Source organism: Methylobacterium sp. Leaf118, assembly GCF_920984675.1.
Classification (GTDB): domain Bacteria; phylum Pseudomonadota; class Alphaproteobacteria; order Rhizobiales; family Beijerinckiaceae; genus Methylobacterium.
Genome location: NZ_CAKLBV010000093.1, coordinates 1 through 12,653, shown reverse-complemented (window position 1 = coordinate 12,653; position 12,653 = coordinate 1). Strand labels below are relative to the sequence as shown.

14 protein-coding genes are annotated in these 12,653 nt (G+C 72.0%); 7 read left to right on the top strand and 7 right to left on the bottom strand.

Annotation, left to right across the window (positions count from 1 at the left end):
- On the bottom strand, nucleotides 1-693 hold a 693-nt coding region (locus LW587_RS22670; protein ID WP_232631846.1), incomplete at its 3' end, for a helix-turn-helix domain-containing protein.
- A gap of 104 nt (nucleotides 694-797) precedes the next feature.
- Here LW587_RS22670 and LW587_RS22665 point away from each other — a divergent pair.
- On the top strand, nucleotides 798-1,994 hold the full coding sequence (locus tag LW587_RS22665; protein WP_232631845.1) for an MFS transporter: 1,197 nt from the start codon (nucleotides 798-800) through the stop codon (nucleotides 1,992-1,994).
- 7 nt (nucleotides 1,995-2,001) lie between these two features.
- On the opposite strand, the gene LW587_RS22660 is transcribed toward LW587_RS22665, so the two are convergent.
- Both LW587_RS22660 and LW587_RS22655 read right to left on the bottom strand, forming a co-directional pair.
- A complete protein-coding gene (locus LW587_RS22660) occupies nucleotides 2,002-2,562 on the bottom strand; it encodes a glutathione peroxidase (protein ID WP_232631844.1) in 561 nt (186 codons plus the stop codon).
- Nucleotides 2,563-2,664: 102 nt separating this feature from the next.
- On the bottom strand, nucleotides 2,665-3,129 hold the full coding sequence (locus tag LW587_RS22655) for a histidine kinase (protein ID WP_442919189.1): 465 nt from the start codon (nucleotides 3,127-3,129) through the stop codon (nucleotides 2,665-2,667).
- Nucleotides 3,130-3,381: 252 nt separating this feature from the next.
- Between LW587_RS22655 and argJ the strand changes: the two genes are divergently transcribed.
- From argJ to LW587_RS22635, 4 genes are read left to right on the top strand one after another with little or no spacing between them, the layout of a single operon-like run.
- Nucleotides 3,382-4,626, top strand: coding sequence for a bifunctional glutamate N-acetyltransferase/amino-acid acetyltransferase ArgJ (argJ, locus tag LW587_RS22650; RefSeq protein WP_232631843.1), 1,245 nt, complete (start codon nucleotides 3,382-3,384; stop codon nucleotides 4,624-4,626).
- Entirely contained in the window at nucleotides 4,623-5,342 is a 720-nt protein-coding gene (locus LW587_RS22645) for an SIMPL domain-containing protein (protein WP_232631842.1), read from the top strand. The genes argJ and LW587_RS22645 overlap by 4 nt, the downstream gene beginning before the upstream one ends.
- Complete coding sequence (locus tag LW587_RS22640; RefSeq protein WP_269780367.1) at nucleotides 5,339-5,758, top strand: (deoxy)nucleoside triphosphate pyrophosphohydrolase; 420 nt, start codon at nucleotides 5,339-5,341, stop codon at nucleotides 5,756-5,758. The genes LW587_RS22645 and LW587_RS22640 overlap by 4 nt, the downstream gene beginning before the upstream one ends.
- A 22-nt stretch (nucleotides 5,759-5,780) precedes the next feature.
- Nucleotides 5,781-7,337, top strand: coding sequence for a DUF6880 family protein (locus tag LW587_RS22635; protein ID WP_232631841.1), 1,557 nt, complete (start codon nucleotides 5,781-5,783; stop codon nucleotides 7,335-7,337).
- 6 nt (nucleotides 7,338-7,343) lie between these two features.
- Here LW587_RS22635 and LW587_RS22630 read toward each other — a convergent pair whose 3' ends face one another.
- Nucleotides 7,344-7,691 (bottom strand): DUF427 domain-containing protein, encoded by a 348-nt coding sequence (locus LW587_RS22630; protein WP_232631840.1) that lies wholly within the window; start codon nucleotides 7,689-7,691, stop codon nucleotides 7,344-7,346.
- Complete coding sequence (locus LW587_RS22625) at nucleotides 7,688-8,602, bottom strand: methyltransferase domain-containing protein (RefSeq protein ID WP_232631839.1); 915 nt, start codon at nucleotides 8,600-8,602, stop codon at nucleotides 7,688-7,690. Before LW587_RS22625 ends, LW587_RS22630 begins: the two co-directional genes overlap by 4 nt.
- 140 nt (nucleotides 8,603-8,742) lie before the next feature.
- On the opposite strand from LW587_RS22625, the gene LW587_RS22620 reads away from it, so the two are divergent.
- Complete coding sequence (locus LW587_RS22620) at nucleotides 8,743-8,973, top strand: hypothetical protein (RefSeq protein ID WP_232631838.1); 231 nt, start codon at nucleotides 8,743-8,745, stop codon at nucleotides 8,971-8,973.
- A 10-nt stretch (nucleotides 8,974-8,983) separates the two neighbouring features.
- The gene (locus LW587_RS22615; RefSeq protein WP_232631837.1) at nucleotides 8,984-9,751 is read left to right on the top strand and encodes a ComF family protein; all 768 of its coding nucleotides are present in this window, start codon (nucleotides 8,984-8,986) and stop codon (nucleotides 9,749-9,751) included.
- A gap of 171 nt (nucleotides 9,752-9,922) precedes the next feature.
- Here the strand turns inward: LW587_RS22615 and LW587_RS22610 are convergent, their stop codons facing one another.
- Both LW587_RS22610 and LW587_RS22605 read right to left on the bottom strand, forming a co-directional pair.
- Nucleotides 9,923-11,182: an MFS transporter gene (locus tag LW587_RS22610; protein WP_232631836.1), complete on the bottom strand. Its 1,260-nt coding sequence runs from the start codon at nucleotides 11,180-11,182 to the stop codon at nucleotides 9,923-9,925.
- A 278-nt stretch (nucleotides 11,183-11,460) separates the two neighbouring features.
- On the bottom strand, nucleotides 11,461-12,653 hold a 1,193-nt coding region (locus tag LW587_RS22605; RefSeq protein ID WP_269780366.1), incomplete at its 5' end, for an SbcC/MukB-like Walker B domain-containing protein.

Here is a 12,653-nt window from a genome sequence, read left to right as displayed (position 1 = left end):
ATAGCCGACCGCCGCCGCGATCTGGCGCGGGGCCTGGCCGTCGGCGGCGAGCGCCAGGGCGCGCACCACCCGGGCCCGGGCCCGCCACTGCCCGAAGCTGAGCCCGGTCTCGCGGCGGAAGCCCCGGGTGAGGGTGCGGCGGCTGAGGCCGGCCTGCTCGGCCCAGCGGTCGAGGTCGAAGCCGGCGGCAGGATCGTCGATCAGGCCGAGGCAGACCTTGCGCAGGCGCTCGTCGCCCGGCAGCGGCAGGGTCAGCCGCGTCTCGGAGGCGCGCCGGATCTCGTCGAGGACGAGGGCCGCGAGATGCCCGCCGCGTCCGGTCTCGTCGTAGAGCACCGGCTCCCGCGTGAGGGCGACAAGCGCCGCGGCGAGGAGGGACGAGACCTCGATGACCCGGGCGCGGACGGGAAAATCAGCGATCGCCTCCACCGCGAGATAGGCCGAGCACATCGCGACGGCCCCGTGCATCGCCACCGCGTGGGGCAGACCGGGCGGGATCCACAGCGCGTGGCCTTCCGGCACGACCCAGGTCCCGTCCTGCGCGGTCGCCATCATGAGGCCGGCGGTGGCGTAGAGCAGCTGGGCTCGGGGATGGACATGCAGCGCCGTGCGGCTGCCCGCGACGAAGGTCTTGGGCATCACCGCGACCGCCCGCGGGACCTCTTGGTAATCCTCCGCCCGGATGGAGCGCATCGGAGCCGTTTCCCACCCGATCTCTGGCCCGTTCGCGTACACCTTCGGCCCGACACCGTTCAACGGGTCATGTAGAGGAATGGAGACCCACGGAGAGGCCCCCGATGGACGCCGACACCCTGTCCCGCCGCACCCTGCGCTTCGTGAACGTGGCGCACGCCCTCGACCATTACGTGCTGCTGATCTACCCGACCGCCGTTCTGGCCATCGCGGCGCAGACGGGGCACGGCTACGGCGAGCTGATCGGCCTCGCGACCGGAGCCTTCGTAGCCTTCGGCCTGTGCTCGCTGCCGATGGGCTGGCTCGCCGACCGGTTCGGGCGGCGCAGGATGCTGGCGATCTTCTTCTTCGGCTACGGCCTGTCCTGCCTCGGTGTGGCGAGCGCGACGAGCCCGACGGCCTTCGCGGTGTGGCTCTGCGTTCTCGGTCTCGCCTCCGCGATCTACCATCCGGTCGGTTCGACCATGCTGGTGACCCATGCCCGCCGCCTCGGGCGCGACCTCGGCATCAACGGGGTCTGGGGGAATTTCGGTGCGGCCGCCGCCTCGGGCGTGACCGCCTTTCTGGCGGCGGGGTTCGGCTGGCAGGCGGCCTTCCTGGTTCCGGGCCTGTTCTGCCTCGCCTGCGGCGCGGCCTTCCTGGCCTTCGTGCCCAGCGACGGGGAGGGGACGGGCGCCCGCTCGGGCAGCGGCGCACTGATTGCGGTGTCGCGTCCGCTGCCGCTGCTCGCCGTCTTCGCGGTCGCCATCGTGGCCGGCGGCATGACTTTCAACATCACGACCATCGCCCTGCCCAAGGTCGTGGACGAGGGCGTCGGCAGCGGGCTGCCGCTCGCGCTGATCGGTTCGCTCGCGACCCTCGTCTTCGTGTTCGGCGCCCTGACCCAATTGCTGATGGGGCGCCTGATCGACCGTTTCAGCCTGCCGACGCTCTTCCTCGGGTTGTCGGTGCTGCAGCCGGTGGGGCTCGGCCTCGCCGCCGTGAGCACGGGCCTGCCGCTGCTGCTCGGCCTCGTGCTGACCATGGCCGCGCTCTATGGGCAGGTGGTCATCAACGACGCGATGGTGGCCCGCTACGTGCCACCGGCCTACCGGGCCCGGGCCTACAGCGTGCGCTACTTCCTGGGATTTACGGTCGCCGGCTTCGTCGTGCCGCTGATCGCGCTGCTGCACGGACGGGGCGGCTTCGGCCTCGTGCTCGCGGTCGCCGCCGCCTTCGGCTCGGTCATCGTCGCCGCGGCTTTCGGCTTTTTCGCGATGACCCGGCAGGACCGCGCCCGCGCCCTCGCGGCTGCCGAGTAGCGGACCCTCAGGCCGCGCCTAGCTCCGCCACGATGGCGCTGACGATGCGCGGATCGCTCGGATCGACCTGAGTGGCGAAGGCGGCCCGCAACTCGCCGTCGCGACCGATGAGGTATTTGTGGAAGTTCCATTGCGGGGTCTGACCGGGCTTGCGCTCCGCCGCCCAGCGATAGAACGGATGCGCCGAAGGCCCGCGCACATGGGTCTTCTCGGCCACCGGGAAGGTCACGCCGTGATTCTTGCGCGCGGCGTCCGCGATGGCGGCGCCATCGAGGGGCTCCTGGTTGCCGAAATCGGGTGAGGGCACCGCGATCACGGTCAGGCCGCGCTCTCCGAAGCGAGTCCACAGACCCTGGAGACCGGCAAATTGCGGGGCGTAGCCGCAGGCGGTGGCGGTGTTGACCACGAGGACCGGCTTGCCCGCGAACGCAGCGAGGGGAAGGCTGCCGCCCTCCGGCTTGTCGAACGCGAAGGACGTGGCCTTCACGGGGTCGGCGTTCTCGGCACGGGCGCCCCCCGCCGTCATCGCGGCGAGCATCGCGAGGCAGTCGCGGCGGCGTATCGGCATCGGGCGATCTCCAGTGAGCGCGCCGCAGCGTGCCATGGATCACCGCCGCATGGGTACGGTCCCGATCGTCGCGGGCCCGCGTCCGGCTGCAGGGACCGCAGGTCAGGCCCGAAGGGACAGAGCCTCGCGCAAGGTGGCCGCGAGGGACATCTCGTCTCCGTGCCGCGGCATCAGGATGACGTCCGGAGGAATCGTGTCGCGGGATCCGGACAACCGCCCGTCGCAGGCCAGAACGATTCCAAGATTGGGCCGCAAAGCGCGGGCCTCGGCGGCGAGCTGCGCGCTGTCGAGCGTCCCGTGCAAATCGGCATCCGTCACGAGAACGTCGACCGGAATGCCGAGCACCAAAACCGTGAGGGCGTCGACCGCCGAATCGACCGTCGTCGCACAGAAGCCGGCGCGACGGATCTCCGCGCTGATGTCATCCCGCCACCGCTTGTTCCGGCCGGCCACGAGGACCTGAACACCGTAACATCCCCGCTGGGGACTGGAGGCAAACATGGGACTGGCGACGCAAGCGGCATCGCGGAAGGTCTTGGTACCGGTATATTCCTGCCTGCTCTGCATGCGGGGAGACTAACAGACAGCCTTCGCGGTTCAAGCCCATTTCGCGTGCGGTGCAATATCTTGCTGTGGGGAGGCCGTCCCGCCCGGGCGCGGTGCGGGCGCGCGCCGCCTCTGTGTTGACGGGAGCCTCCGGCAGCGCAACAGAGCGGCCGGCGGCCCGGGCTTCATGCCCGTGTCGCGTCCGCGTGCGAGGGCGCCCCCTTCGTCCGCCCGCCGGCAGGGGCCGCGGGCCAGACCGGAGCCGACGAACCGATGTCATCCACGGAAATCTCGCCGCTCGCCCCCGCGACCACGCCCTCCCTCCCGGCCGTGCCCGGCGTTCGCCTGGCCACCGCCCAGGCCGGGATCCGCTATTCGGGCCGCACCGACGTGCTCTATGTCGGCCTCGACGCGGATACGCAGGTGGCCGGCGTCTTCACCCGCTCGCGCTGTCCCTCGGCACCGGTCGACTGGTGCCGGGCCGCCCTCGAGGCGGGGGCCGGCGCCCGGGCGCTCGTCGTCAATTCCGGCAACGCCAACGCCTTCACCGGCGTGAAGGGGCGCGAGGCCGTGTCGCTGACGGCCGAGATCGCGGGCCGCGCCGCGCACTGCGCGCCCGAGGCCGTGATGATCGCCTCCACCGGCGTGATCGGCGAGCCCCTCGACGCCCGCAAGTTCGAGGGCGTCCTGGCGGATTGTGCAGCGCGGGCGAAGCCCGGCGCGGAGGCCTGGGCCGCGGCGGCCCGAGCCATCATGACGACGGACACCTTCCCCAAGCTCGCGACCCGGACGGCCGAGATCGGCGGCACGCCGGTGACGATCAACGGCATCGCCAAGGGCGCCGGCATGATCGCCCCCGACATGGCCACGATGCTGGCCTTCGTGTTCACCGATGCGGCCCTGCCGCAGCCGGTCCTCCAGGCGCTCCTCAGCGCGGGCACGCGGACCTCGTTCAATTGCGTGACCGTCGACGGGGACACCTCGACCTCGGACACGCTGCTGCTCTTCGCCACCGCGGCGGCCGGCAACGAGACCATCGAACGGTCCGACGATCCGCGCCTCGACGCCTTCCGCGCGGCGCTCGATGATCTGCTGATCGAGCTGGCTCAGCTCGTCGCCCGCGACGGCGAGGGCGCGCGCAAGCTCGTCACCGTCGTGGTCGAGGGCGCCGAGAGCGACGCCTCCGCCCACCGCATCGCCCTCTCCATCGCCAACTCGCCGCTGGTGAAGACCGCCGTCGCCGGCGAGGATGCCAATTGGGGCCGCGTGGTCATGGCGGTCGGCAAGGCGGGCGAGCCGGCCGACCGCGACCGTCTCGCGATCTGGTTCGGCGACGTGCGCGTGGCGTTCCAGGGCGCCCGCGATCCCGCCTATAGCGAGGAGGCGGCGAGCGCCGTCATGCGCGCGCCCGAGATCACCGTGCGGGTCGATCTCGGCCTCGGCGAGGGCCGCGCCCGCGTCTGGACCTGCGATCTCACCAAGGCCTATGTCGAGATCAACGGAGATTACCGCTCGTGAAACAGGCCCTCGCCGCCGCCTTTCTCGCCGCCGTTCCCCTCGTGCTCGGCCCGCCCGCCCGGGCCGACGACGAAGGCCGCATCCGCGTCATCGGCCGGGCGCAGAGCGAGAGCGCGCCTGACTTCGCCTCCGTCGAGGTCGGCGTGGTGAGTCGGGGCGCGACCCCGGCCGCGGCGCTCGACGCGGCGAGCCGGGCTGCCCGGGGCGTGGTCGCCACGGCGAAGGAGATGGGCGTTCCGGAGGCCGATATCGGCACGACCTCGCTGACGCTCGAGGCCCGCACCAAATCCGTGCGCGGGGCCGACGGCGAGATCCGCGAGCAACCCGACGGCTACGCCGCGGGCAACCGGGTGCGGGTGCGGCTGGCCGACATGGGCAAGCTCGGCGAATTGCTGCGCCGGGCCCTCGATTCCGGGGCCAACCGGATCGAGGGCGTCGCCTTCGGCCTGCGCGACCCGGCCGCGGCCGAGGCCGCCGTGCAGGGCGCCGCCATGCGGGACGCCCGCGCCCAGGCCGAGCGCCTCGCCGAAGCCGCAGGCGTGCGGCTCGGGCCGGCCGTCGCGATCACCTCGCCGCCGCGGACCGAGTCGTCGCGCCCGATGCCCTACGCCATGGCCAAGGCTGCGGCGCCGCGGGGACGGGCGGCGGTCCCGATCGAGGCCGGCAGCATCGAGTCGGCCGCGGAAGTCGAGGCCGTCTTCGCGATCGCCCGATGAGCCTGGGCCCGATCCGTCTCGTTCTCGTCGTGGCGGCGGCGCTCGTCGATGCCGACGGGCGCGTCCTCATGGCCCAACGGCCCGAGGGCAAGACGCTGGCCGGCCTCTGGGAGTTTCCCGGCGGCAAGGTCGAGGCGGGCGAGCGCCCCGAGGAGACCCTGATCCGCGAGCTGGCGGAGGAACTCGGCATCACGGTGCGCGAGCCCTGCCTGGCACCGCTGACCTTCGCGAGCCACGCCTACCCGGATTTCCACCTGCTGATGCCGCTCTATATCTGCCGGCGCTGGGAGGGGAATCCGCAATCGCGGGAGGGCCAGGCTCTCCGTTGGCAGCGTCCGGGCGCGTTGCGCGATCTGCCGATGCCGCCGGCCGACCTGCCGCTGATTCCGTTCCTGATCGATCTGCTCGGCCCCTGACGGGCAGGCGAGGAGCGGGACCATGGCGATACGGGCGAAGGCCGCGGCGGACACATCTCCGGAAACCGCCGCCAAGAAACCCGTCGCGAAAAAACCAGCCCCGAAGCCGCGCAAGTCGCGGAGCACCGTGCCTTCGATCGAGACCCTGGCGGGCCTGAGCCCGGAGCGGTTGATCGCCCTCATCCTCGAGGAGGTGGCCCAGAGTCCAACCTTCAAGAAGCGCGTCACGGCGGCCCTCGCCGCGCTCCAGGGTCCCGACACCGTGGCGGCGGTGATCGACCGGCGCCTCGCCGCCCTTGAGAAGGCGCGGGGCTACATCGACTGGCAGAAGCGCAAGGCCTTCGCGGCCGATCTCGACGCCACCGTGACGACCGTCCTGTCCGATCTGAAGCCCCTTGATGCCGGCATGGCCCTCGAGCGGCTGTTGCGATTCCTGCTGACGGCGGATTCGACGCTGGAGCGGGTCGACGATTCGAGCGGGCAGGTCCACGGAGTGTACGAACGGGCGGCGGAGGCGGCCGCCGGGCTCGCGGGAAGCCTGCCCCCCGGCGCAGCGGAGCGCTTCGCGATCGGCGCCATCGCCCATCTCGAACGGGACGGCTACGGGTTGGTCGGCAACCTGCTCGACGCCCTCGTTCCCCAGCTTCCGGGCGAGGGGCTCGATGCCCTCGATGAGACGCTGGCCGAGAGACTCGCCGCCCTGCCCAAGCCCACCAAGACGTCCGGCCGCGCGGCGTTCGCAGCGGCCGAGGGCGAGTGGGAGCGGCGCTACCATCGCCTGCGGCTCAACAAGCTGCGACAGGCGGTGGCCGATGCCCGCGGCGACGTCGACGCCTTCATCGCCTTGGAGACCGGAACCTCTCCGGATCGCCCCGACCTCGCCGCCGTGGCCGAGCGCCTGCTGGCGGCCGGCCGGGCCGAGGAGGCGCTCGACTGGATCCGCCGCAAGCCCAAGCCCGGCATCGTCGCGCTGACCCGAGGGGCGTTCATCGACGGCACCCTCGTCCTCGACGGGCCGGTGCGAGAGGAAACCAACCTCGAAATCCGCATTCTCGATGCCCTCGGGCGTATCGAGGAGGCGCAGGCCCTGCGGTGGGACCGGTTCGAGCGCCTTCTCGATCCGCAGGCGCTGCGGGACTATCTCGCCCGGCTGCCGGATTTCGAGGACGAGGAGGCGCTGGAGCGCGCCTTCGCCCTCGCCGCCGGGCGCAAGGAGGCGTCGCACGGGCTCCACTTCCTGCTGGTCTGGCCGGATCTCGACCGGGCCGCCCGGCTGGTCCTCGATCGGCGCGCGGACTGGTCGGGCCGCGACTGGGCGGTGCTGGCACCCGCCGCGGAGGCGCTGGAGCCCGACCACCCGCTCGCCGCCAGCGTCCTCTACCGCGCCCTGATCGACGACATCCTCGAACGCGCCCGCTCGAACGCCTACGGTCACGCCGCCCGCGACCTCGCCCGGCTCGCCGCGCTCGCCGAGGAGATTGAGCCCGGCAGCCTCAAGCCGGACCACGCCGCCTATGTCGCGGGCCTCCGCCGGGCGCATGGACGGAAATACGGGTTCTGGGCGCTGGTGGAAACGTGAGGCTGGCTAAGCCTCGATGGCCTCGACCCGATCCGGATCGAAGGCGAGGTGGCCGCGGATGCGCGCGACGGCGGGGAACGGGGCCTCGTAGCTCCAGGCGATCTCCGCGATCCCGCCCTCGAGACCAAAGTAACGCGCCTCGCCCTTGTAAGGGCAGAAGCTCCGCTTCGGGCTTGGTCGGCACAAGGCCTCCGCCACGTCCGCGCGGGGAATGTAGAGGACGGGCGGATAGCCCGCCTCACTCAGTCTCAGAGCGCGCCGCGTCTCGGCGATGATCCGGCCGTTCGCCCGTACCCGCACCAGCCCGTCATGCCCCGTGATCGTGATCCGGTGATGCGGACCCGGCTCCCTCATGGCGTCCCTCCCGTGTCCGGCGCCTCTTCCGTGTCCGGGGTCAACCGGTGCTCGGCGGTGCCGAGCGCGTCCGCGAGGCGGGTCTTGGCGCTGCCGGGGCGCAGCGGCTTCTGCTGGCTCTCATGCGGCGCCCAGCCGGACAGCCACAACACCTCGAAGGTCGCGCGCAGCCGCCCGTCCGGATCGGAGAAGCGTTCCGCATAGAGCGCTGCGGCGCGCAACAGGGTGGCGCGCCGCAGCGGCGTCCGGCGGCGGTCGTGCAGCACGTTGGTGAGGCCCATCGCCCTCAGGTCGCGCATCAGCGCGAACGGGTCGGCGTAGCGCACCCGGATCGTGTCCGCATCGACCACCGGCAGGGCGAAGCCCGCCCGCTGCATCAGCCCGCCGAGGTCGCGCAATTCGGCGAAGGGTGCCACCCGCGGGCTTACGCCCCCCTCGGTCTCGCTCTCCGCCTGAAGGAAGGCCTGGCGCAACTCGGTCAGGGTCGCACCGCCGAGCAGGCAGCCGAGGAACAGCCCGTCGGGTTTGAGCGCGCGGCGCACCTGCACCAGCACGCCGGGCAGATCGTTGACGTGCTGGAGGGCGAGCGCCGAGACCGCGAGATCGAAGCCGGCGCCGGGGCCGAACGGCAGGGCTTCGGGATCGCCGACGAGGTCCGCATCGGCGCCCGGGAGGGGACCGAGCCGCACCAGACGATCGACGCGGCCGGTCGCGCGAAGGCGATGCCCCAGATCCCCGACCGGGGTGCCGAGATCGAGGGCCAGCGGGAAGGATCGCGTGACGGCGGCGAGGCGGTCTTCGACATCCTCGACGAGCCGGGCCATCAGGAAACCGGCATAGCCGGCCCCCCGGGCGCGGGCGAGCCGGCGGCGGGCGAGCGCCGTGTCGAAAAGGGGGGCGGGATCGCTCATCACAGAGGCAGATGGGGCATCGACACGCCCGATGCCAGCTGTTCGCGGGCGCGGCCTCGTCGGATTTCCGTATGCGGCAAAGCGGCGGGGAACCGAACCGGAACGAGGCCGTTTTTGCCCCGTCGATCAAGGAGGTTCACATGACCCGGATCATGATTCGTGCCGGCCTGATCCTGGCCGCCGTCACGTTGGCGGGGGCTGCCGAGGCGAAGGGCTGCCTGAAGGGCGCCGCCGTCGGCGGGATCGCCGGACATATGGCCGGACACGGTCTGGCGGGCGCCGCGGCGGGCTGCGTGATCGGTCGCCACGAGGCGAACAAGCGGGACAAGACGCAGAGCCAGCAGAACGGCGACGCGCCCACCAGCCGCTGATCGGCCCTCCATGCTGACCGCGCGGTTCCCCGGTTTCCGGGGAAGGCTGCGCGAGGCCGCCGCGGCGGCGCTGGGGCTCGTCTATCCGCCGACCTGCACCGGTTGCGGGGCGGCGACGGCTGAGCCCCACGCCCTCTGCGCCGCCTGTTGGAGCGGGCTGCGCCTGATCGAGCGGCCCTTCTGCGAGCGGCTCGGGACCCCGTTCGCGCTCGACATCGGCGTCGGTACGCTGCTGTCGCCCCGCGCGATCGCCGAACCGCCGGTCTACGGTCGGGCGCGTGCGGTCGCCCTCTATGACGGCACGGCGCGCGATCTCGTCCATCGCCTGAAATATGGGGATCGGCTCGATCTCGCTGCGGCCATGGCGCGGATGATGGCCTCCGCCGGCCGGGACCTCATTGCCGAGACCGATCTCATCGTGCCCGTGCCCCTGCACCCGATGCGCCTGTGGCGGCGGCGCTTCAACCAATCGGCTCTTCTGGCTCGGGCGGTCGGGCGAATCACTGAGAAGCCCTGCGCCCCGCAGGCGCTGGCCCGGGTCCGGGCGACTCGGCCGCAGGTCGGGCTCACCCGCAACCAGCGCGCTCTCAATCTCCAGGGGGCCTTTCGGGTGCCCGACACGGCCCGTCCGAGGATCGCCGGACGGCGAATCCTTCTCGTGGATGACGTGACCACCAGCGGTGCCACCGGAAACGCCGCCGCCCGGGCGCTGCTGCGTGGCGGTGCGGCGGGCGTCGATCTCCTGACCTTCGCGACGGTGTCGACCGAGCCCCTGTAGGGCAGGGCGGCCGAACGGATGCGGGAGCCACGGGCCCCCCCCTTTCCACGCGTCGGTCCAAGGGGCGGAGGCCGGCCTTCGAGAGAACGCTGCCCCCTCTCGAGAACGCAAACCATCGTCCCGGATGCGATGGTCCGGGACGATTGTTTGAGCGGGTCGAAGGAGACCGGATCAGACCGTCGCCGGTTCCATCCGGCCGGTGGCGCGGACCTGCTCATCGGTCGGCTGATCGAGCACCTTGCCGCGCGGACCGACCCAGGCGCCGACCCATTTCCGCTGCCACAGGAACAGGCAGCCGAGCACCACGCCCGCGAAGATCGCGTAGGCCACGAAGCCCGGGCCGAAGCCGCCGGCATACTGCTTGGACAGGCCCATCACGTTCGGCAGGATCGCCCCGCCGAGCGCGCCGACTTCGCCGATCATCGAGCCGGCCACCGCCGTGTTGGTCGGCCAGCGCAGGGGTACGAGCTGGAACAGCGCGCCGTTGCCGGCCCCGAGGGCAGCGAAGCAGAGCATGAACAGGATCGTCGTCATGACGAGCGAGGGCGTCGCCGTCAGGGCCAGGAACGAGCCGATGGCCGCCAGCAGGACGATGGACAGGACGAGGATGCCGCCCATCCGATCGGCGAAATAGCCGCCGGCGATGCGGATGGCCGAACCCATCAGGGCCGCCAGCATGGTCAGGCGACCGGCCTCGACCTTGGTGACCGAGAACTGCTCGTAGAAGAAGGTCGGCAGGAAGTTCGACAGGCCGATGAAGCCGCCGAAGGTGATGATGTAGATCAGCGAGAAGGCCCAGCCGTCCTTGGTGAACAGGCAGGAGATGTGGTCCTTGAAGCTCTGCCCGTGGAGATCCGGCGGCTCCTTGGCGAGGAAGATCATGACGAGGATCGGCACGATCATGACGATGCCGGCAAAGCCGTAGACCGCCTGCCAGCCATAGGCCTGGGCCAGGGGCGGGGCGAACAGGACGGCCAGCACGGTGCCGGAATTACCGGCGCCTGCGATGCCCATCGCGAGGCCCTTGTGCTCCGGCGGGAACCAGCCCGAGCCGAGGGAGAGGGCGACGCCGAAGGAGGCGCCGGCAATGCCGAGCAGCACGCCCATGGCGAGCACGTCGTTGTAGGACGAGACGAAGAAGAAGCCGTAGGCCATTGCCAGGACGATCACGCCCATCTCGGTCAAGGCGGCGTTCTTGCGGCCGATATACTGGGCGAGGACGCCGAGCGGGAACCGCATGATGGCGCCGGCCAGGATCGGCAGGGAGATCATGAACCCGGTCTGGGCCGGGCTCAGGCCGTAGGTCTCGGTGATGAACGGGCCCATCGCGCCGTTCAGCACCCAGATCGCGAAGCAGAAATCGAAGTAGAGGAACGCGGCGAACAGGGTCGGGGGGTGGCCCGACTTCATCACGGTTTTGAAGGAAGCCATCGGCGTGCTCGTGATCGTTCGGCCGCGCCGGTCGGACAGATCCGGGGCTCGGCCGCTCATGCGGGGAGATCGTCGGACAAGCGCCGTCCGCATCGCGAGGCGCCGTTGCCCCGCTCGCTGCCGCGGGGCAGCATCGTTCGGATCAATGCAGCCCGCGTGCCAAGCCGTGCCCGGGGTGCCATCGAGGGGCATCCAGAGGCGAATGAGGGGCTTCCGGCCCAGTCTGGCGCCGCGTCGGGCAGCTTTTGCTCAGGATGCGGGCAGGATCGGGCCGTGCCTCAGGAGAAGGCAGCGCCGCGATCGACCACCCGGACGACGCTGCGGCCGCCGCCGCGCTTTTCCACCCGCACCTGCACGGCGATGCGCTCCATCATCCCGGCCACATGGGTGATGACGCCGACCTTCCGGCCACTGCCCTGCAAGGTCTCGAGGGCATCCACGGCGAGGTCGAGGGTCTCGGCATCGAGGGAGCCGAAGCCCTCGTCGATGAACAGCGTGTCGACGAAGGCCTGCCGCCCTTCCAGCCCGGACAGCGCCAGCGCCAGCGCCAGGGAGACGAGGAAGCGCTCGCCGCCCGAGAGGCTGCGGGTGGCGCGCATTTCGTCTCCCATGTCGCGATCGATCACGTGGAGGGCGAGGTCGGCGGTGCGGCCCCGGGCGAGCCGATAGCGCGGGCTCAGGGTCCGGAGCTGGTCGTTGGCGAGGCGGACGAGGTGCTCCAGGGTGATGCCCTGCGCGAAGCGCCGGAACCGGTCGCCCGAGGCCGAGCCCACGGCAGCGTCGACCGCCTCCCAGACCGCGAGTGTCGCGCGGGCCGCCTCCACCTCCGCGGCGAGGCCGGCGGCCTGACGGCGCGCGGCGTCGTCCCGGGCGAGCTCCGCGTCGAGGGCGCCGAGGCGCTGCTGGGCGATGCCCAACCGCTCGCCGACCGCCACCGTGGCGGCCTCCGTCGCCGGCACATCGACAGGGGCGCCGATCGAGAGGGCCTCGAAATCGGCCCGCCGGGTCGCCAGGGCGGCCGCGGCGGCCTCGCGCTCCCGCAGGCGCCGATCCTGCGCTGCGCGAAGGGCAATCCGAGTTTCCGGCGTCTCGGCGAGGAGGGCGGCCACCGCCTGAGGTGTCTGCGGGGCGCAGGCCGCGTGGAAGGCCTGCCGCGCCGTCTCGCGGGCGCTCACCGCCCGCTCGTGCTGCGTGCGCGCATGGGCGAGGGCGGCTTGGGCGTGGACCGAGGCTTCGGCCGCAAGCCGGCGCACCCCGTCGCAGCGGTCGCGTTCGGCCCGGCGCGCGGCGCGGGCCGCCACGACCCGGTCGCGGTGACGGTCGGTCGGCTCCCCGCCGAGCAGCGCGGCGCGCAGGGCGCGGTTCTCGGCCAGGGCGTCGGCCCGCTCCTGCAAGGCTGCGCGGGCCTCGACCAGCGTCGCGCGCCCGGCGGCCACGGCCTCCCGGGCCTGACCGGCACGCGTCGCCGCCT